The sequence below is a fragment of the Halopenitus sp. POP-27 genome, assembly GCF_029889855.1.
Taxonomy (GTDB): domain Archaea; phylum Halobacteriota; class Halobacteria; order Halobacteriales; family Haloferacaceae; genus Halopenitus; species Halopenitus malekzadehii.
The window spans coordinates 1-20498 of sequence record NZ_JARANU010000019.1 but is presented as its reverse complement, the minus strand read 5'-3'; the positions used below and the strand labels follow the sequence as shown (position 1 = coordinate 20498).

The 20498-nt window shown below is 65.5% G+C and carries 15 protein-coding genes and 1 pseudogene; 5 read left to right on the top strand and 11 right to left on the bottom strand.

Features of this window, described 5'->3' with window-relative positions:
- Positions 1-22 precede the first annotated feature (22 nt).
- A complete protein-coding gene (locus tag OQF70_RS11480) occupies positions 23-859 on the bottom strand; it encodes an MBL fold metallo-hydrolase (RefSeq protein ID WP_280537725.1) in 837 nt (278 codons plus the stop codon).
- 141 nt (positions 860-1000) lie between these two features.
- On the opposite strand from OQF70_RS11480, the gene OQF70_RS11475 reads away from it, so the two are divergent.
- The gene (locus OQF70_RS11475; RefSeq protein WP_280537724.1) at positions 1001-2743 is read left to right on the top strand and encodes a thiamine pyrophosphate-binding protein; all 1743 of its coding nucleotides are present in this window, start codon (positions 1001-1003) and stop codon (positions 2741-2743) included.
- 122 nt (positions 2744-2865) lie between these two features.
- On the top strand, positions 2866-4020 hold the full coding sequence (gene iolM / locus OQF70_RS11470; protein ID WP_280537723.1) for a scyllo-inosose 3-dehydrogenase: 1155 nt from the start codon (positions 2866-2868) through the stop codon (positions 4018-4020).
- Positions 4021-4134: 114 nt separating this feature from the next.
- Here iolM and OQF70_RS11465 read toward each other — a convergent pair whose 3' ends face one another.
- On the bottom strand, positions 4135-5244 hold the full coding sequence (locus tag OQF70_RS11465) for a Gfo/Idh/MocA family oxidoreductase (RefSeq protein ID WP_280537722.1): 1110 nt from the start codon (positions 5242-5244) through the stop codon (positions 4135-4137).
- Positions 5245-5429: 185 nt separating this feature from the next.
- Complete coding sequence (locus tag OQF70_RS11460; protein WP_280537721.1) at positions 5430-6236, bottom strand: aldo/keto reductase; 807 nt, start codon at positions 6234-6236, stop codon at positions 5430-5432.
- A 414-nt stretch (positions 6237-6650) separates the two neighbouring features.
- On the opposite strand from OQF70_RS11460, the gene ppc reads away from it, so the two are divergent.
- Positions 6651-9344 (top strand): phosphoenolpyruvate carboxylase, encoded by a 2694-nt coding sequence (ppc, locus tag OQF70_RS11455; protein ID WP_280537720.1) that lies wholly within the window; start codon positions 6651-6653, stop codon positions 9342-9344.
- A 559-nt stretch (positions 9345-9903) separates the two neighbouring features.
- Here ppc and OQF70_RS11450 read toward each other — a convergent pair.
- The 7 genes from OQF70_RS11450 to OQF70_RS11420 all read right to left on the bottom strand — a co-directional run bounded on the left by OQF70_RS11450 (position 9904) and on the right by OQF70_RS11420 (position 19273).
- Positions 9904-12906, bottom strand: coding sequence for an ATP-dependent DNA helicase (locus OQF70_RS11450; protein WP_280537759.1), 3003 nt, complete (start codon positions 12904-12906; stop codon positions 9904-9906).
- Positions 12907-12967: 61 nt separating this feature from the next.
- Positions 12968-15577, bottom strand: coding sequence for a PD-(D/E)XK nuclease family protein (locus OQF70_RS13450; RefSeq protein ID WP_280537719.1), 2610 nt, complete (start codon positions 15575-15577; stop codon positions 12968-12970).
- Between the two features lie 117 nt (positions 15578-15694).
- Positions 15695-15835 carry a hypothetical protein gene (locus tag OQF70_RS11440; protein ID WP_280537718.1) on the bottom strand — a complete coding sequence of 47 codons (141 nt, stop codon included), beginning with the start codon at positions 15833-15835 and terminating at the stop codon, positions 15695-15697.
- 32 nt (positions 15836-15867) lie between these two features.
- The gene (locus OQF70_RS11435; protein ID WP_280537717.1) at positions 15868-17043 is read right to left on the bottom strand and encodes an inorganic phosphate transporter; all 1176 of its coding nucleotides are present in this window, start codon (positions 17041-17043) and stop codon (positions 15868-15870) included.
- Positions 17044-17058: 15 nt separating this feature from the next.
- On the bottom strand, positions 17059-17517 hold the full coding sequence (locus tag OQF70_RS11430) for a YeeE/YedE family protein (RefSeq protein ID WP_280537715.1): 459 nt from the start codon (positions 17515-17517) through the stop codon (positions 17059-17061).
- Positions 17514-18071 (bottom strand): YeeE/YedE family protein, encoded by a 558-nt coding sequence (locus OQF70_RS11425; protein ID WP_280537713.1) that lies wholly within the window; start codon positions 18069-18071, stop codon positions 17514-17516. The genes OQF70_RS11430 and OQF70_RS11425 overlap by 4 nt, the downstream gene beginning before the upstream one ends.
- A gap of 8 nt (positions 18072-18079) precedes the next feature.
- Complete coding sequence (locus OQF70_RS11420) at positions 18080-19273, bottom strand: MBL fold metallo-hydrolase (protein ID WP_280537712.1); 1194 nt, start codon at positions 19271-19273, stop codon at positions 18080-18082.
- 245 nt (positions 19274-19518) lie between these two features.
- On the opposite strand from OQF70_RS11420, the gene OQF70_RS11415 reads away from it, so the two are divergent.
- Positions 19519-19764: a sulfurtransferase TusA family protein gene (locus OQF70_RS11415; RefSeq protein WP_280537711.1), complete on the top strand. Its 246-nt coding sequence runs from the start codon at positions 19519-19521 to the stop codon at positions 19762-19764.
- A 2-nt stretch (positions 19765-19766) separates the two neighbouring features.
- On the top strand, positions 19767-20336 hold the full coding sequence (locus OQF70_RS11410; protein ID WP_280537710.1) for a DsrE/DsrF/DrsH-like family protein: 570 nt from the start codon (positions 19767-19769) through the stop codon (positions 20334-20336).
- 11 nt (positions 20337-20347) lie between these two features.
- Here OQF70_RS11410 and OQF70_RS11405 read toward each other — a convergent pair.
- A pseudogene (locus OQF70_RS11405) lies at positions 20348-20498 on the bottom strand (RNA-guided endonuclease TnpB family protein); the annotation flags it as partial.

The following is a 20498-nucleotide window of genomic DNA, read 5'->3' as shown; positions in this document are numbered from 1 at the left end:
CCACTGAGGCCGTGGGAACGACTCAGATATCGGTTCGGTCGCCGATCTCCACGATCTCGAGCCGTTGCGGGTGCTCGAGCCCACGAACGTGATCGTGAAGGGCGGTCGGATCCGCGGTCAGCCGCTTCCACATATCCCAGTGGCTCGGCAGCAGTCGATCGAGTTGCAGGTCCCGAGCGGCCGAAACACACTGTGTTTCGTCGTTGTACCACTTCGTGACGGCCGGAACGCGGGTCTCGCGATCCGGCATCATCCCGACGGTGCCGACGGCCAACACCCCGAGATCGATGTCGTACCGTGACCCGATGTCGGCGAATTCGGGGTCCGGCTTCGAATCGCCGCCGTGGAACATCGTTCCGGCCGGGTGGTCGATCACGTAGGTGACCGGGTGGCTCGCGTCGGGGTCGGTTGCGGGCTCGACGTGGACCGTGAACGCGCCGATCTCGACGGCGTCGCCCTCCGCGACGGGCACCAACCGATCCTCCGCGACGTCGTACGTCTCCGGCCACGCCTCCTCCTCACGAGCCACGGCGACGGCGTCGTCGGGGCCGTAGAACGTGGCGTCGGTCCCCTCCAGGATCGGTGCTTGCGAGGGACCGTGAACGTGGTCGACGTGTTCGTGGGTCGCGAGGATCGCGTCCGCGTGTTCGACATCGGTCGGATCGAACGGAACCGGGATCATCCGGATCGTTCGCGGCGGATCGCCGGTTCCGAGATACGGATCGATGAATATCGTCGTTCCCTCCCCGTCCCGAAGGACGAACCCGTTACAGCCGAGGTACCAGACGGCGACGCCGTCGGGGTCGCTGTCCGCGATCGCCTGCGGCAGCCAGTCCCCCCAGTCGCTATGAACGGCCATACTCACCGGAGTGGTCGTTGTGTTCAAGAGTGTATCGGTTCCGTGAACCGGCGTTCAAAACCGAGGGACCGTCACGACCCGGGCACGATGCCGAACCCGCGAGGGCGAATGTTTATAACACACCGTGCTGATCGATCAGACATGCCTATGCGTACTGGTGGCGAGATCATCGCCGAGTATCTCGAAACGGAGGGCGTCGAATACCTCGTCGGCATTCCGGGCCACGGCAGCACGAACCTGCTCGACGCGTTCAACGAGTCCGACGTCGAGGTGATCCAGCCGCGACACGAACAGGGTGCGACCCACCTCGCGGACGGGTACGCTCGCGCGTCCGGCGAGCCCCTCGCCGTGTTCACCTCGATCGGTCCCGGCGCGACCAACACGGTGACGGGCGCGGCGACGGCCTACGTCGACTCCATCCCGATGGTGATCTTCACCGGTGCGCCACAGACCCACGAGTACGGCGAGGGTATCCTCCAGGAGTTGGACCGACAGAAACCGGGCGACTTCCCGAGCGTGATGGAGCCCGTCACCAAGCGGAGCTTCGTCGCGGACGACGTCGAGCGGCTGCCTCGAATCCTGCGGCGCGCGTTCCAGATCGCGGTGACGGGGCGTCCCGGCCCGGTCCACGTCGACGTACCGATGGACGTCCAGGGCGCTGCGGCCGACGTCGAGATTCCCGATCCGGCGGAGACACGCACGCACAGTCGGCCGGGCGGCGATCCCGGATCGATCGCGGAGGCGGCAGACCTGCTCGCCGAGGCGGATCGACCGGTGATCGTCCCCGGCGGCGGCTGTATGCTCGGCGAGGCCTGGGACGAGGTCCAGGCGCTGGCCGAACACCTACAGGCGCCCGTCATTCCGACCTTCCAGGCGAAGGGGATCATCCCGGAGGACCACGAGCTCTTCGTCGGGTACGCAGGGTGGATCGGTTCCACCGCCGGCAACGAACTCGCGAGCAACGCCGACGTGGTCCTCGCGATCGGCTGTCGATTCTCGGACCTCCACACGTCCTCCTTCGAGCAGGGGGTCAGCTTCGAGATCCCGCCGAGCAAGCTGATCCACGTCGACATCGACAACACGGAGATCGGCAAGAACTATCCCGTGGAGGTCGGGATACTCGGCGACGCCAAGGTCGTCACCGACCAGCTGTACGACGCCGTCTCCGAGCGGCTCAAGCCGGTCACGACCGAGGACAACGAGTACTACGAGGAGATCCAGCGCCTGTGGAACGACTGGCAGGACCGGGTCGAGGAGCGCCACACTGACGAGGTCCCGATGAGCATCTCCCGCGTGCTCGCGGGGCTCCGCGACGTGCTACCGCGTGAGGGAATGATCGTTTCGAGCGCGGGGCAGCCACAGGAGGTCACGAACCCCGAGTTCCCGGTGTACGATCCCCAGACGAACATCTCCTGTGGCGGGTTCTCGACGATGGGATTCGGCGTCTCCGCCGCCATCGGCGCGAAGCTCGCCGAGCCCGACCGCCCGGTCGTGAACATCGAGGGCGACGGGAGCTTCCTGATGTGCAACCAGGAGGTCGCCTGTGCGGTCGAACACGACATCGACGTCACCTGGCTGGTCGTCAACAACAACGGCTGGAAGTCGATCCGGAACCTCCAGGTCGACAAGTACGGCTGGGACCGCGTCCTCAACACGGAGTTCGACGGGGAGGACGACGTCGACTTCGTGGCGATGGCCGAGGCGTTCAGCGTCGGATTCGCCGAGCGCGTCGTCAAACCCGAGAACCTCGCCGAGACGCTCGAGGCCGCGATCGACCACGACGGTCCAGCCTTCGTCGAAGCCGTCGTCGAACCGGACAACCCCGACTCCGGCGCGATCATCACCGGCGAGTGGGACCTGGCGGACCTCGAGGCGGACGACTGAGGACGACGAACCGGCCGATGGACGGCTGGGTGGGCGATTCGATCGCCGGACGGCGGTCGTCCCCGGCTCGACGCCGCTCCGGCTTCGGTATTCTTATAGTGGATTGGGCTGAATCCCGTGGTATGCGATCCCTTGTAGTGGATGCCGAGTGGGACCCACGGCCGGAGTACGACGTGTCGGACGACGAGCGCGAGTCACGGACGGCGATGAACGCCTCACAGGTGTGGCGTGACCCCGAGTTGCGGGTGGTCGACCGGGAGCGACCGACGCCCGCCGACGACGAGGTGCTCGTGCGAGTTCGGTATGCCGGGATCTGCGGCAGCGACGTCTCGATGATCGAGACGGACGAGGACGGCTACGTCCATTACTCAGCGTATCTCGGGCTTCCGAACGTGACCGGTCACGAGTTCGCCGGCGAGATCGTCGAGACGGGCGACGACACGCGGCTGTTCGAGCCGGGGGATCTGGTCACCGCCGAGGTCACCGACTACTGCGGCCGGTGTAACACCTGCCGGCAGGGCTTTCACGGCCACTGTGAGAACTTCGAGCAGATCGGGTTCACGATCCCCGGGGCGTTCGCCGAGTACGTCGCCGTTCCCGAGAAGCTCTGTTGGGACGTCTCGGCGTTACGGGAGACCTACGAGACGGAGGACGAGGCGTTGCGAGCCGCGGCGACGATCGAACCGAGCACGATCACCTATCACGGCCTGTTCGTCCGGGCGGACGGGATTATGCCCGGCGACCACCACGTCTACCACGGGGCAGGACCGATCGGACTCACCGGAATGAACGTCTCCCGGGCCGCCGGCGCCGGCGCGGTGATCGCCTTCGAACCCTCGCCCGAGCGCCGGGAGATCGCCCGGGATCTCGGCTATGAACACGTCTATAACCCGATCGAGTGCGATCCGGTCGAGACGGTCGCCTCGATCACCGATGGCGAGGGCGCGGACGTCCACGTCGAGACCGCCGGCGCCGTGACCCAGACCTACCCGGTCATCGAGGACACGCTGGCGGAGGACGCCACCGTCGTCCACATCAGCAACGCCGGCGCCGACCCCGACCTCGCCCTGCGGAAGTACCAGGGGAACGGCGCACAGCTTTACGGCTCGGAGGGGCATACTGGCCAACGGGTCTACCCGCGGGTGATCCGGCTGATGGCTGCCGGACGGCTGGATAACCGATCGATCATCACCTCGACGTTCGACCTCGCGGACGCCGACGACGCGGTTCGGCAAGCGGCCGAGCGCGTCGACGGGAAAGTGCTGATCGAGGTCTGATCGGCGGTCGTCGAGAGCGGAGTCGGTCGTCGAGGACGAGTCGATCGTCAGCTCACGACTTCAGCCGCCGAGACGCTCTCATCCGTCGATGCGTTCTCACTCGCCGAGACGTCATCAATCGTCGACGTGGAGTGAGCGGCGTTCGCCGCGCGCATCGCTCTCCACGAGCGCATCGACGATCCGCAGGACCTCGAACGCCTCGGAAAAGGGAACCACGTCGCCACCATCGCCGGCGATCGCCCGGCAGAACTCGTAGTTCTCGTGAACCACCGTGTGTTCCCAGCCGATCGCGTGGCCGGCCGGCCACCATCGGTCACCGTAAGGATCGTCCTCGTCGGTGACGAGGATCCGCTCGTAGCCGCGGCCGTCGGCATCGTGGACCTCGAGCTCGTTGAGTCGCTCGAGATCGAACCGGATCGCGCCGTCGGACCCGATGACCTCGACGGTGTTCGACGCCTTGTGTCCCGTGGCGACGCTTGACCCCTCCAGGACGCCGATCGCGCCCGATTCGAACGAGACGGTCGCGACGTAGGCGTCGTCGGTCGTCACCGGACGGGTTCCGTCACCGTCCGGTGCGGGTCGTTCCTCGACCTGTGTGGCGAGCCGACCGCTGACGTCGTCGATCCCGCCCACGAGCCACCGGACCAGGTCGATCGTGTGGGACCCGACGTCGGCGACCTGTCCGTACCCGGCCAGGTCGGCGTCGTTGCGCCACGTCCAGGGGTGGTCGGCGTCGGCCTGCCAGTCGCCGAGGTAGCTCCCGCGGACGTGTCGGACGTCGCCGAGCGCCCCCCGATCGATGAGGTCCTTCGCGAGCCGGAGCGCCGGCACGTACCGATAGTTGAACGCGCAGGCGGCGACCGCGTCGCTGTCGCGTGCGGCCTCGACCATTCGCTCCGCGTCCTCGAGGGTCGACGCCAGCGGCTTCTCACACAGAACGTGGACGTCCCGCTCGAGGGCGGCGATCGACGGGTCGGCATGGAGGCCGTTCGGCCCGAGGTTGTACACCACGTCCACCGACTCGACCAGCGTTTCCCAGTCGTCGGTGGTGTGTGTGAACCCGAATCGGTCCGCGGCCGCCTCGACGCGTTCCTCGTTGCGGCCACAGAGCATATGGCGTTCGACCGCGGGCACGTCGGGGAAGAACATCGGCAGGCGTGCGAGCGCGTTGGCGTGGGCCTTCCCCATAAAACCGTATCCGATGAAGCCGGCCCGTAGCGTCATCGTGATCGCCTCCGTGGCGGACCCTGGGTCGTGGTCGCTGCCCCCGTCAGTTCGTTCACCGCGCCGTTACCGAGCAGTCCCTCGGATGGGCGTGGAAGCCACATATGGACCCGATTCGCCCCGATGTGCAAATAGGTACCGGGACCCGATCCGGCGCATCGGGACGGCCGTTCCGGCCACGTTCGTTACGACCACTCCATCCAGTCGGGGTCCTCACAGCGGAGTCGTCGATCGATGGCGTCGATACGGTCGAGGTCCGTCTCGTCCAGTTCGAGGGTGAGCGCGTCGCGGTTGCTCCGGATGTGCTCGGGCGTCTTCGAGCGCGGAATCGGGACGACGTCCTTCGAGCGGTGCCAGGCCAACGTCACCACCGCCTCGGCAACGCCGTGTTTTTCGGCGATCTCGGTGATGACCGGCGAGTCGAACACCTCGCCCTGGGCGATCGGCGAGTAAGCCACGAAGTACGCGTCGCGGTCCCGAACGGCACCACGAAGCTCCTCCTGTGGCAAGAACGGGTGCATCTCGGCTTGAACCGCGTACGGCGGGGCGTCGAGAAGGTCGTCGGCGAGCTCCAGGTCGGCGGGCGTGTAGTTGCTGACGCCGAGGCGCTCGACGGGCCCCGACGTCCGGAGATCGTCGAGGACCGGCAGGACGGCCTCGATATCCTCCGAGCCGCCGGGCCAATGGTGATACAGGAGGTCGATCGTGTCGATGCCCAGCCGGTCACAGCTCTCGGCGACCCCCTCACGAACGTACGACGGCGTCGGCTCCGGCTCCTCGAAGTGGGCGATCTTTGTGGCGACGAACAGCTCGTCCCGATCGACGTCGGCGCGGTCGATCGCCTCGCCGACCTCCTCCTCGTTCCCGTAGAGACGGGCCGTATCGAGGTGCCGATAGCCCGCCTCGATCGCCGTCACGAGCGCGTCGATCCCGTCCTCGTCCGTGAGGCTGTACGTCCCGAATCCGAGTCCGTATGCGTCTTCATCCAGCATATTCGATGGAACGGTCGAGTTTCCCTTATACTTTCCCGTCTCTCGCCCCGCCGGCCAGCGAAAGGGGACGGCGATCGCTGCCGTGTTCGACTGTCGTGGTTCGGTCGACGCGTTCCGGGGCACGAGACCACCGCTGCCAACCGTTTGGGAGATACAAACGCAATTCATCGCCGAACGTCGGTGGCGTGGGCCGATCGGCGGACGATCTCTCATCGAACGGGACCTCACGCTCGCCCACGATTCATTACACGCATAATCTTGTAAGCTATGTCGTGTCTCGACCGCGTGAGTCGCTCGATCGTGACCGAGGTCGGCCCGTCGTTCGTGAGAAACAAACTGAATGGGGCAGTCGGCGGATCCACGACGTCCCGATGGACAAAGGATTTATAAGGAATACACAGGATCGTCTGTGATATGGAACTACATAACAGGAGCGTTAGCCGAGACGTTCGTGAACTCGGCACGCTGTTGGGGGACATCCTCGAGGAGCAGACGTCCGCCGAGACGTTCGACACGGTCGAGTCGTGTCGCCGCGCGGCGATCGACTACCGCAACGGCGATCTGGAGTCGCGTACCCCGCTCGTCGACGACCTCACCGGGCTCTCGACGGACGATCAACGCGTCGTCGCACGCGCGTTCACGACGTACTTCGAGCTGATCAACCTCGCGGAGGAACGCGAACGGATCCGAACCGTCCGGACGGCCGCACAGGACGGCCCCGTCGAGGACGGCATCGAAGCCGCGGTCGCCGAACTCACAGCGGCCGACGGGGAGATTGCCCGCGAGATCCTCGACGACGTCCTCATCGAGCCGACCTTCACGGCTCATCCGACCGAAGCGCGTCGCAAGACCGTGAAGTCGAAGCTTCGAACGATCGCGACCGCCCTGGAAACCCTCGACGAACGAACCCTCACCGACGACGAGCGGGACCGGGTCTGGCGGGAGATCGAGGCCGAGGTGACGAGCCTCTGGCAGACGCCACAGGTTCGCAACCGACAGCCGGAGCCCGAAGACGAGGCGCGCAACGTCCAGTGGTACCTCGAGAACACGCTCTTCGACGTCGTCGGCGACGTCTACGACGTGCTTGACGACGCCATCGAGGCCGAGTTCCACGAGGAGATCGACGTGCCGAAACTCTTCGAGTTCCGATCGTGGGCGGGAAGCGACCGCGATGGAAACCCGTACGTGACCCCGTCCGTGACCGACACCACCTTACAGCGACAGCGGTCCGTGGTCCTCGACCGGTACCGGGAGCAGCTCGAGCGCCTCGCGGGCGTGCTGAGTCAGGACGGAAGTCGGATAGACGTGGGCGAGACGTTCCGTGCGTCGCTCGAGGCGGATCGCGACCGGCTCCCGGACGGCGCCCGGACCGCCGCCGCCGAGCGCTACCCCAATGAACCCTACCGACAGAAGCTGAAGCTGATGCACGAGCGGCTCCGCCGCGTCGACGACGTTCGACCGGGGGGCTACGCGGACGCCGAGGAGTTCGTGACCGACGTCGAGACCATCGCGGAGAGCCTCCGTACCGCCGGTGCCGACAGCATCGTGGAGACACACATCGAGCCGCTTCGTCGGCGGATCGAGACGTTCGGATTCTCGTTGGCGAGCCTGGACCTGCGGGACCACCGGCAGAAGCACACCGATGCGATCGCGGAAGCGCTGGAGGCGAACGGGATCGACTATCGCGAGCGCTCGGAGACGGAACGCGTCGAGTTCCTGACGGACGCCATCCTGCAGGACGATCCCGTTCTCGATCTCGGCCGGACCGAGTCCCTCTCGGCGGCGGCGACCCGGGTGTTCACGCGCTTCGACAGGCTCGCTGACTGGCAGGACGAGTACGGCACCCAGGCGATCGACACGTACTGCATCTCGATGACCGAGGAACCAAGCCACGTGCTCGAGGTGCTCTTCCTGGCCGACCAGGCCGGCGTCGTCTCGCTGCCGGACCACTCGGGCCTCGACGTCGTGCCGCTACTGGAGACCGAATCCGCCCTCTCGGGTGCCCGTCGCATCATGGGCACGCTGTTCGAGAACGAGGCCTACGCGCAGGCGCTCGACGCCCGCGGGCGGACCCAGGAGATCATGTTGGGGTACTCGGATTCGAACAAGGAGAACGGGTTTTTGGCCGCGAACTGGTCGCTGTACCGGAACCAGCGCCGGCTGGGAGATATCTGTGCCGACCACGACGTGACGATGCGGCTCTTTCACGGCCGGGGTGGGTCGATCTCCCGCGGCGGCGGACCGATGAACGAGGCGCTTTTGGCCCTGCCGAACGCGACCGTGACGGGACAGGTCAAGTTCACCGAGCAGGGGGAGGCGATCGCCGAAAAGTACGCCAATCCCCGGATCGCCGAGCGGAACATCGAACAGATGCTGAACGCACAGCTTCGGGCACGCAAGCAGGCGATCGAACGGCCCACCGAGCCGGTTCGCGAGGAGTGGATCGACGCGATGGAGACGATGGCCGACGCCGCCAGAGCGGAGTACCGCGACCTGCTCGAGAGTGAGGGGTTCGTCCGCTACTTCGAGCAGGCGACGCCGATCACGGTCATCGAGAACCTCGATCTGGGGTCACGGCCGGCCTCCAGAAGCGGCGAGCGCACCGTCGAGGACCTCCGCGCGATCCCGTGGGTGTTCTCCTGGACCCAATCGCGGTGCATCCTGCCCGGGTGGTACGCGCTCGCGACCGGGATCGACGCGTACCTCGAGGACGGCGGGTCCGTCGAGACGCTCCAGGAGATGTACGACGAGTGGCCGTTCTTCCGGACGACGCTCGATAACGCCGCCCTCGCGCTGACCCGGACCGATCCCGAGATCGCGACCCGATACGCGGCGATGGCCGATGCGGATCTCCGCGATCGGTTCCTCCCGCGTCTCATCGACGAGTACGATCGGGCGACCGAACTGATCACCGAGATCGGTCGGCGTGAGACCCTGTACACCCGTGAGTGGCTCGGCGAAAGTCTCGATCTCCGAAACCCCTACGTCGATCCGCTGCACGTCCTGCAGGTCCACCTCCTCGACCGGGACGACCGGACCGACATCGAGGAGCGGACGCTCCGGTTGACCGTTAAGGGGATCGCCGCCGGGATGAAGAACACGGGATGAGGCCGTACTCGGGAGCGAAACATCGTTGGCGGCGATGACGAGGAGATCGCGATCGTGATCGCCCGTCTCGTGGTCGTTATGGGGGCGGCGATCGCCCCGGATCGTGGTCGTCGACATCGACGGTCGCGATCCGCGATCCGATCTAGTGATGAAAAACCAATAGTATTGGATAAATATATTTATTCATATGATAACGAAGGGGCGGTGCAGTTCTCCTTCTCCGACAGAGTATTGATCAAACATCTATAAATATGATTCAAAGATCCAGTATTACTGTATATATAAACAACGAAATTATATTGCGTGTGTCGTCGATAGGGGCTGGGTGGTTGATCCATTCCATATACTATATAAACTTATAATAGTTTTAAAATGGTGTTTCCGGACACACATCGCGGATGTATCCTCTCGGGAGGGATCGCCGCGAAACGATCGGACCGAATCCGGCCATCGTGGTCGACGGATACGGATCGAACGGCGACGATCGGGTCCGAAGCCGCCAGACGAACGGTGACGGTCGACGATCCCGATCGCACACCACCGACAGAGAACCAACGGATTACCGGACTCGCGGATCGTGACCGCGGTCGTCGTCCGTTTCGTCGACGTCGACGAGTCCTTCGAGGTCCGCGATCGACAGCGGGTCGATCGCGACGCGCTCGCCGTCGGCGGTGTAGTAGATGCTCGTCGTGACCCGGCGGTCGGGATACGCGTGCCGAACGACGTGGTAGTAGACGCTTACCTGTTTCCGGTACTCGGATTCGGCGTGGCGACCGCGGTCGGTCTTGTAGTCCACGATCTCGACGCGGTCGTCGGTCACGTGGAGGAGATCGACGATCCCGGCGATCGTCACCCGGTGTCCATCAACCGACACCGGGAGGGAGACGTGCTCCTCGACCCGCAGTTCGCCGGGCAGCGAATCGAGGAACGTCCGGACGGTCCGCTCGTCGGATGAGGTCGGTTCGACCGCCCGTCCCAGCGCGTATTCCTCGGCGAACTCGTGGACGCGCGTCCCGAACGCCGTTCCCATCCCCTCCTCGACGTCGCCGAACACGTCGTCGTCCATCAACGAGTGCGGGGACTGACGGGAGGGCGTGTGTGACACCGGGACCGAGACCTGCAGCGGCGTCCGATCCGTCCCGTCGACGACGACCTCCTCGACGTTCGGGTCGACCGTCGACGGCTCGAGCGGGAGGGTCTCGAAGAACGGGCTCGGCGACTCGCCGGCGGAGAACAGCACGTGGCTCCGGGCGCGCGTGATGGCGACGTAGAGCAGTCTCCGTTCCTCGTCGTACTCGCGACCGAGACAGGCCGAGAGGATCCGATACCGCCAGTTATCGTAGAGATGAGGGCGACCGTGCGCGTCGGTGTAGCGCTTGCTCTGTCGGAGACCGACCGGCTCCTCATACCGGATCCGATCCGCGCCGCCGCCGGACGGCGGGAACCGGTGCCGGTTGACGTTCGCCACGATGACGATGGGGTGTTCGAGTCCCTTGGCGGCGTGGATCGTCTGGACCGTTACCGAGTCGCCGCCGGGGGCGTCCTCGACGTCGTGGGTGGCGTCGGCCTCGAGGCTTCGCTCGAGGAACCGAACGATGTCGCCGCGGTTGTGGTGGGTGCTCTCGAAGGTACCCTGTACCAGCGAGACGAGGCCGTCCGCGTACGCGTCGTCGAACCCGTATCGATCGAACACCCGACGCGCGATCCCGCCGACGGTCTCCGCCGCCGCGAGCCGGTCACGGAACGCGACCATCGTCGCGGGGTACGCCCCGGTCCCGAGGACGTGTGTCACCTCGTCGAGGGTGTAGCCGGCCTCCTCCAGGACGACCGCCCAGCCGCGCGTGGAGTCCTCGTCCTCGAGGATGCGCAGCCACGCGAGCAGCAGGATCGACTGCTCGGTGCCGAACAGCTCGACGCCACCCTCGTACGCCACCGGGATCCCGTAGTCCGCGGCACACGCCTGCAACTCGCGGCCGAAGTCACGGGTCCGCGTCAACACCGCGATGTCGTCGTACGTCGGGACTCGCAGTTCGTCGTCCGCGTCGGCGTCGTCCACGTCGTCGGCGGAACGGGCGACGTCGGCACCGGCGGCGTCGGCACCGGCGGCGTCAGAACGGTCACCGTCGCTTCGGTCACCGTCGCTCTGGTCACCGTCTCCATCGACCTCGACGGCGTACTCCCGGTTTCCGACGATCTCCTGAATCCGCGTCAGGATCGCCGCCTGCTCATCCTCGCTCGTGAACGCCTCGATGGTGCTGTGGTCGTGGTCCGTGGTCGCCACGAGCGACGTGACGTCGTCCCGGATCGACGGATCGACGTCCTCGCTGCCCGTCGCCGGGAGCGTGAGGCTGTGTTCGGAGAAGTCGAGGATCGATTGCGTCGATCGGTAGTTCTCGACCAGCGCGATCTCGTTCACGTCGTCGACGGGGAACTCGACCCGCGTGTGGTCGCCGTTGAGCTCCCGCTTGTAGGTCCGGAGGCGCTCCTCGAAGCGACGGATGTTGTCGACCGAGGCGTACTGGAACCCGTAGATGCTCTGCTTCCAGTCGCCGACGACACAGAGGTTGTCCGTGCCGGCGAGCAACAGCGCGAGTTTGAACTGGATCTCGCTCGTGTCCTGGAACTCGTCGACGAGCACGTGGTCGAACTGAACCGACTCCCGCAGCGAGTGATCCTCACAGAGCATCGCGAAGGTGAACATCAGCAGGAAGCTGAAGTTCAGGTAGTTCCGCCGGAGCGCGAACGCGATGTACTCGAAGTAGACGTCGTGAACGAATGCCTTCAGGTCCTCACGGTCCTCGTCGAACGCCCGGCCCGCCCACGCGTCGTCGATCCGGGGATACCCGTCTCGAAGGTCGCTCTCGCTTGGCGCGTCGGGGTCGTAGCAGCGATCGCGGTCGAACCCGCTCAGACCGGCTCGCAAGTCCGACTGGGTCGGACCGTTCGCGCCCTCGTTCGGCTCGTTGGCCGCCTCGAAGAGCGTCTCGAACGCCTCCTCGTCGCCGTCGAGAACGGACTCGCCGTCGCGGAACCAGCCCTCATCAGTCGGGAAGACGCCCTTGGCGGCGAGCTGCGTGATCAGGTCGAGAAGCGACGTCGAGTCGGTGAGCGTCCGGACGAAGTCGTGATGCTCGGGGTGGGCCTCGATGAACCCGTCGAGGAACTCGCGAAAGCGGTCCTCCTCGATGACCTCGTTCTCGAGGAGTCGCGTCGACGACGTGATCCGGTCGTCGATGCCGAGACGCGTCGGCGCGTCGAACCCGTGCCGGAGGAGGAGATCGTGGCAGTACCCGTGGAACGTGTCGATCGGCGCATCCCGTAGCGCGGCCATCGAGTAGTCGCAGTTGGCCACGACGCGTTCGGTCATCTCGCCCGCGGCGTTGCGCGTGAACGTGATCAGGAGGGTGTCCTCGGGTTCGACGTCCTCCTGCTCGAGAAGGTTCGCGTAGCGGCGCGTGATGGTGAAGGTCTTGCCGGTTCCGGCGCCGGCGTCGACGACGTGGATGCCGCTCGTCGCGTCGATCAGCTCCTGCTGTCGGTCGTTCGGCTCGTATTCGGTCATCGTCGTGGGGTCGTCCTCGGTCGTCGTCGTGGGGCCGTCCTCGGTCGTCGTGGGGTCGTCCTCAGTCATCGGTGCGGATCAGGTCGCGGTGGGTGACTCGATCGACGTTCGGCTCGCCGACGGGGAACTGCGACGCACGATACCGGTTGATCCGGTCGATCTGGTCGTCGAGAAAGTCCTCGAACGCGTCGAGTTCGTCCGCGAAGTAGTTGCGGCCGCGAATCCGGAGGAGGGTCTTGAGCGCGCTCTTGGTGCCGTTCTCGACGTAGACGTAGTCTCCAACCTCCGACTTCGCGTGCTCGGTGAAGCGGGTCGCGAACGCGGTGGCGAGCAACGCGTCGGGATCGTCGGTCGCCGGAACGTCGTGGCGCTCGAAGAAGGACGCGTACGCGTCGTACCCCAGTCGCTCCAGCGTCTTCCGCCGGTCGTTGCTCTCGGCAACGCCCGCGCAGAGTGCATCGAACGCCTCGCGACTGCCGGCATACGTCCCGAACGACGTCGGGTGGTAGGTGATCCGAACGAGCGCGTCCTCGAGATCCGGCTTCCTGGCCGGAGCGTCAGCCGAGTCCCCGGTCGATCCCCCGGCGACGACGTCGTCGACCAACTCCAGAAAGTGGAAGAAGACGAACTCGAGACGCTCGTCCGGAAACTCCCGTCGATGGTGGGCGAGGTAGAGCAGCGCTTGGAAGTCGGGATCGTCGCTAATCTCCTGGATGTCCGACCGCGAGACGACCGTGGACGCCGACGTGCGCCCGCCGCTCTTGTAGTCGAGGAGCGTTTCCGGGGCGTGTATCAGGTCGACCTTCCCCTTGCCGCCGAGCTGGGGATCCTCGAACCAGCGCTCGGTGATGGGCGAGTCGATCGACGTGCCGAAGTGGTCCGCGAAGACGTTGTCACCCTCCTGCTGCTCGTAGAGACTGTACTCCCGGTCGGTCGGCGGATCGTCGGCGATGAATCGCTCGATCGTGTCGAGGCCGATCTCGAGTTCGGTCGCAAGCGGCTCCAGTTCGATATCGGGGACGTATGGTCGCATCTCCGCCAGCATCAGGTCGACCAGCTCCGAGCGGTCGGCGTCCTCGACCACATCGGGGTGATTGACGGAGAACTCCGCGTAGTCGTGAAAGAGGGTCCCCTTCCGGAAGTAGTCGCGGTCGGGGGTGTCGACGATCGCGTCGAAGAAGTAGTCCCGCGGACAGTTGAGAAACGTGTTCAGACTCGACTGGCTGACCGTCTCGATCTCGGCCGGCGCGACGTCGACGGCCGCCGTCTCGAAGCCCGTCTCGCCGTCGCTGGTTCGGCGACGGGCGTGTGCCACGTGCGGCAGATCGCCGAACGTCTCGAGGTCGCCGTCGAGGAGGTCGTGGAAGTAGAGACACGGCGTGACGGGTTGGCCGGCGCTCGTCTCCTGGACGAGATAGTACCGGTCCTGGCCGTTCTGGAGGAGGATCTGGAACTCCCGGAGGTACTGCTCGTCCGTCTCGTCGGCATCGATCCACGGGCGGTCGAGCACGCGATGCGTCCAGTCCACGTCCATCCCGAGGTGGAACACGACCGGCCGGTCGACGTACGCCGCGGCGGTCGCATCGGCCAGCAGGACGCCCGCGTCGTCGCGGTCGACGGGCACGTCGAACGTCTGGAGGTAGAACTCGAGATCGGCGACCGAATCGGTCGTCACCCGTTCGTCGTGGAGCCCGAGTGCCCGCAGCTCCTCGCGGAACGCGTCGAGCGACCGCCCGCCCCACTCCTCGAACGTGGTCAGCGCCTGGCCGAACGTGTGGTCGTCGACGGTGCGACAGAACGCCTGCAGCGGACGAAGGGCCTCGTGGTCGAGTTCGTGGAGGAACGTCTCGTCGTCGACGGCGGACGGCGCGCGGCCCAGGTGGGAGAGGATCGGTCGAACGTCACTGACGCGTGCCCGCGAGTCGCCCTGTGCCGTCCGAAGCAACCGAAGGTACGTTCGAAGGGCTTCGTCGTCGGAGAATCCCGGTCCGCCGTGGAAGGGGATGCCGGCCGCTTCGAACGCGGATTCGACGAGGGCGGGATACTCGCTCCCGCCGTCCATAACCACCGCAACGTCGCCGGCGGTCTCGGGCGTGACGTTGTCGACGACGGCGTCGACGATCGCGGTCGAGTCGTCGAAGACGTGGAACGGCGGGAGGTCGAACTCGTCGTCGACGAACGGGTCGATCGCGTCGTAGTCGGCCGGGAGCACCGACCTGTCGAGCGCCGTGAACCGGTCCTCGCCGATGACCGCGACCGACGTGCCCGCCTCGATCCGGTACTCGGCGAGGTCCCGGTGGGCGCTCTCGGCGGACTCGATGACCGCGATCACCCGCCGCGTCTCCGCGGTATCGAACCGTTCGTAGTCGAGGATCGCGCGGATGTCGCCGGTCTCCTCCCAGCACCCGAGGACGTTCTCGAGGAGATGGGCGGCGTGTTTGTACCGCAGATCCGTCTCCTCGACCAGGCGCACGAACAACGAGCGGTCGTCCTGCGGGTTGAGCTCCCCCGAGGCCAGCATCCGCGGCGTCGCCGCAAAGCGGCCGAGGCGTGGCCGATCGAGTCGGCGGTTCAACGCGAGGCTGAGCGGGGAATCGGTCGTCAACACGAGATCGTAGTCGGCGACCGCGTCGTAGAGCGCGTCGATGGAGCGGGACCGTGTGACTGCCACGGTGGTACTGCTCGCGTCTCCCTCAAAAAGGTTGAGTGGCTCGGGGAATCCAGCGCTCGAAGTTCCGCCTCGGTCACACGACGTTGCGTATTTACGATCCGAATATAACTACGTTCGCTATTTCGCAACAACAGGGAGGTAGTCGAGCGGCTCGCTCTCAGGACGGAACCGTCCGGTCGCGAACACCAAGAGCACGTGCAGCGAGAACTGTCCGAGGTGTTCGCGGATTCCCTGATTCAATTCTGGTGTCGTAGTCATGGATGTTCGAAGTTGATTGACTCAGTTTTCGGTTACAGGAAGACAGCGCCCGCCGCGTATGCGAGAACGAACGAGAGGACGAACGAACCCGCCCACGCTCCGAGCGTCATACCGATTTTCCGGGCGTCGACGGCGTCCCACCCGCCGACGGCCGCGCCACTCCCGATGATCGCACTGACGACGATTTCGTTGAACGAGACTGGCACACCCAGCAGGACGGCCAGCTGTGCGATCAGGAACGACGGGACGAGCGCGGAGATGGCGCGTCGCGGCCCGAGCGACGAGTAGTCCTGCGCGAGCGACTTGATCATCCGGGGCGCACCCGTCCACGAACCCGCAAGCATCCCCAAGCCACCACCGACCAGCACCACGACTGTCGACACCGTCTCGATCTCCCCGAGGAGTGGAATCAGTGGCCCGACAGCGAGTCCGACCTGGCTACCGCCCGCGGAGAACGCAACGAGCGAGCCGAGGGTGAGCAGCACGCGCTGTAGCCCCCCATGTTGGTCGCGACCGACGTCCCACCAGACGACGGCAGCGACAGCCACGGCGACACCACCAGTCACGACGAGCGCCGACGCACGGCCGTCGACTGCCAATATCTGCTGTCCGGCTTCCCGTAGGGTTCCTGCGGAATTCTTCCCACCGAGAAAACTGAACTCGATGTTCACAAGAACAGCGGTGACGAGACCGACGAGGACGGGAATACTGTACCGTTCAGGGACGTCAGGCCGCGGGAGGAGACTCGCAATTGCGTATGCGATCCCGCCACCCACGAACGGCGTCAACACCCAGACGGCCGCGATCTGCTGATACTTCGACCAAACCGGCGTCCCGCCGAGAGCGAGGCCGACGCCGATGACGGCGCCGGTCACGGTGAACGCAGTTGCAATCGGGTATCCCGTCACGATGCCGACGGCCATCAGCCCTGCGCCCAACACAAGCACGAGAATAACGCCGGCGACGGGCATACTCATCCCGCCGACGAGACCGCTCCCGACGGCTTCCGAGACGCTTCCGCCCTGTGTAACGGCACCGACGAACCCGAAGATGCCGACCAAAAAGGCAGCTCGCATCGTCCCGATGGCGTTGGCACCGACGGCGGGGGCGAACGGAGTTGCACCGCTCGATCCGGCGCCGATGACCCACGCCATGAACAGACTGGCGAGCGCTGCCCCGATGAAGAGGGCGATGAGAGCGGGGTCCATTGAGATGGGGTGAAGTTAGTCGCCGCCCGCTGGGGCGGTGTTACGTGCCTGACTATGGCTGCGCCAGTAGCCCTGGGCGTACGCGCCGAGGAACATCCCGGCGAGCGCCCAGAGGATGGTGATGTTACCGACCCCGAGGCTCGCGTACGCTGCCCCGGGACAGATGCCGGAGAGCCCCCAGCCGACGCCGAAGATGGCGCCGCCGACGAGGACGTTCCGGTCGAACGGCTTCAGCCGCCGCTCGTAGGGAGTACCGGTGAGCGGCGCGGCATCGCGAATCCGGGGGAGCAGCGCGAACGCGACCCCGGAGACGATGGCGGCGCCGAACATCACGAACGGCAGGCCGAGGTCATCGAACTGAAGGAAGTTCAGCACGACCTCCGGGCGCGCCATGTGGCTGAACCCGAGTCCGAACCCGAAGATCAGGCCGCCAATGAAGATCAGCGGCTTGAACAGCGGGTGTCGGTCGCTCATGGGCTCACCCCCAGTGCGGCGACGACCTGTGCCGTCCCGATCGCCACCGTCAGGAACGTCAGGACGCCGACGAGCGAGGTCTTCGACGCCGAGCCGACGCCACAGACACCATGACCGGACGTACAGCCCTTGCCGACGCGGGTCCCGATGCCGACGAGGATGCCGCCGAGGAACAGCCGCCACGGCTGGACGTCCGTCGTCCAGAGCGTGACGCCGGCGACCTCGTACAGCTGTCCGGTGGTCCCGGGTTCGTACAGGGAGCTCGTGACCACTCCAGACTGGACCGTCGCGGCGAAGGCCAGTCCGCCGAGGATGATGCCGGCCGTGAACACGAGCCGCCAGTCCCGCGAGGCGCCGTACTGCTGGAACCGCGACTGGCCGGACACGTACGACAGCGTCGACTCGAGGAACGTGCTCGCCCCTGCTGGGATGCCCGTCCCGAGATAGATGACGACGGTACCGAGCCCGACGAGTAGCCCACCGACGGCGTACCGGCTGATCCCGTTGGGGAACAGCTCGGCGGCGAGCTGGAGCGGGACTGGATCAGTCACCATTGGCGTGGTTAGTCACCCGCGAGCGACTCCTGGCTCGCCGCGCAGTTGTTGGGGCCGAGTTCGAGCGTGAACGCTTCCTCGTCGTCGACGGCGTTCTGCCCGAGGTTCGTCGCGATGATGTCCTCGTAGTTGGCCGGACGGGGCGGCATGTCCGAGAGGATCAGGTCGACGAATTCGTCCTCGTCCATCGTAAGCGCGTCCATCTCCGCGACGAGCTCGCCGATGGGCGCCGTGTAGGTCCCATCCGCGGCTGGCTCGGCGGCATCGCTGAAGTGCGCGCCCCCGATCAGGGTGTCGTCGGGCAGCGTCAGCACGCGCTCCTGGAGGGACTCGTAGAGCATACGAGCCGCGTCCGGTGCCCCATCGTCACCCTCCTCGAGGTCGGGGCGAGCGACACTCTCGATGAACAGTCCATCACCGGTCGCGAGCAGGCTGCCGTCGACGAGGTAGGCGGTCATTCCGGTGGTGTGGCCGGGCGTGGAGACGGCCTCGATGGTGGCGTCGCCGACCTGGAAGGAGTCACCGTCCTCGGCCGTGGTCAGCTCCTCCGCGTACGTGACGCCGCGGTCGACGGCCGCCTCGGGGATGACGCCCTCGACACCCTCGTCGTCGAGGGCACGCACGCCCGAGATGTGGTCGGCGTGGATGTGCGTGTCCAGCGCGTACTGCAGGTCGACACCGAGGTCGTCGGCGTCCTCCAGGTAGCGGTCGGTGAACGCCCGCAGCGGGTCGATGATCGCGGCTTCGCCGTCGTCATAGAGGAGGTAGCCGAGACAGCCCGAGGACGGGCGCTGGTACTGGAGGAGCGTGCCCGCGCCGTCGTAGTCGGTGACCTCGACGGTCTCGTAGATGCTCGCCCAGCCGTTCATGCCGTCCTCGAGGTGGTTGACGTCATAGCCACGTTCCGCGAGCGTGCCCGCGACGTACTCGCTGGCGCCACCCTTCGCACACAGGACGGTCACTTCGCGGTCGTCGGGAATCTGATCGAGGACGTCATCGTCGATGTCGTCCTCGAGGAACTCGAAGTACGGAACGTTGATCGACGTGACGTTCTCGCCGTCGATACGCCACTCCTCGTAATCGGATTGCATGCGCGCGTCGAGGAGGGTAATGTCCTCGCCAGCGTCGATGCGGTCCTTCAGCGATTCCGGCTCGACCGACGCGACTTCGACGTCGGGAGTCGGAAAGTCATCAGCGTTCATGGTGTGCAATCGTTTCTACCGGCCGGATGTACAAAAGCATTTTCATAGTATTTCCCTAATTGAACAATACTATCCGGGAGCAGACACGCCAAATATCATCAATTCACCCGGATAAACGGTGATGGAGCTATTAGACGGGATCACCACCCCAAGCAGTAGTTTGTATCAAGCACAATAATCGACAATCTTTTAGTCGGGTGGGAGGTATTGTGCGATAGCTCCAATACAGACGGAGCAGATAACCAATGAGTGCTGAATACGACATCGCGGAGACGCTCGACGTGAAAGGTGCATCGTGCCCGATGCCTGTGGTGAAGACGAAAGGCGCCATCGACGACCTCGCCGCCGGCGAGGTCCTCGAGGTGCTGGCCACCGATCCGGGCAGTATGAGCGACATCGACGGCTGGGCCGACGGTACCGAGGGCGTCGAGCTCGTCGACCAGGAGGAAGGCGACGACGTATACAAACACTACGTGCGCAAGACGGAGTAACGATGAGCACGGACACACCCGACTCGGCCGACGACGCGCCCTCGCGTGCGGAGTTGGCTGCCCGCGTCGACGAACTGGAGGACGCGCTCGCAGAAGCCACCAGTGACGACGACGGCAAGAAGATGAGCATCATCGCGACGAAGGGGACGCTGGACATGGCGTACCCCCCACTCATCCTCGCCAGCACCGCCGCCGCCTTCGGCTACGACGTGACCGTCTTCCACACGTTCTGGGGGCTCGACATTCTCCACGAGGAGCGCTCGAAGAACCTCAAGCTCAGCTCCGTCGGCAACCCCAATATGCCCGTGCCGAACGCCGTCGCGGCGCTCCCGGGTATGGACCGCGTGACGACGAAGATGATGGAGAAGAAGATCGCGGATAACGACACCGCCACCATCGAGGAGCTCATCGAGACGAGCCTCGACATGGGTGTGGAGTTCCAGGCCTGTCAGATGACCATCGACCTGATGGACTACGACGAGGACGACTTCTACGACGGTGTCACCACGGGCGTCGGCGCCGCCACCGCCCTCCAAGACATGGCCGACGCCGACATCCAGCTCCTCGTGTGAACTACCCCACCCTACTCACTCGCCGCTGACGCGGCTCGTTCCTTGAGGGTAGGGCTTCCTGTTTCCACGACGCGCTTTGCAGATACGGGTGTATCCACAGGGAGCGCAGTCTCCACAGGCGTTGCTTCGGAGTGTCCCACTCCTAGTTTGGAGAGTCCGCGA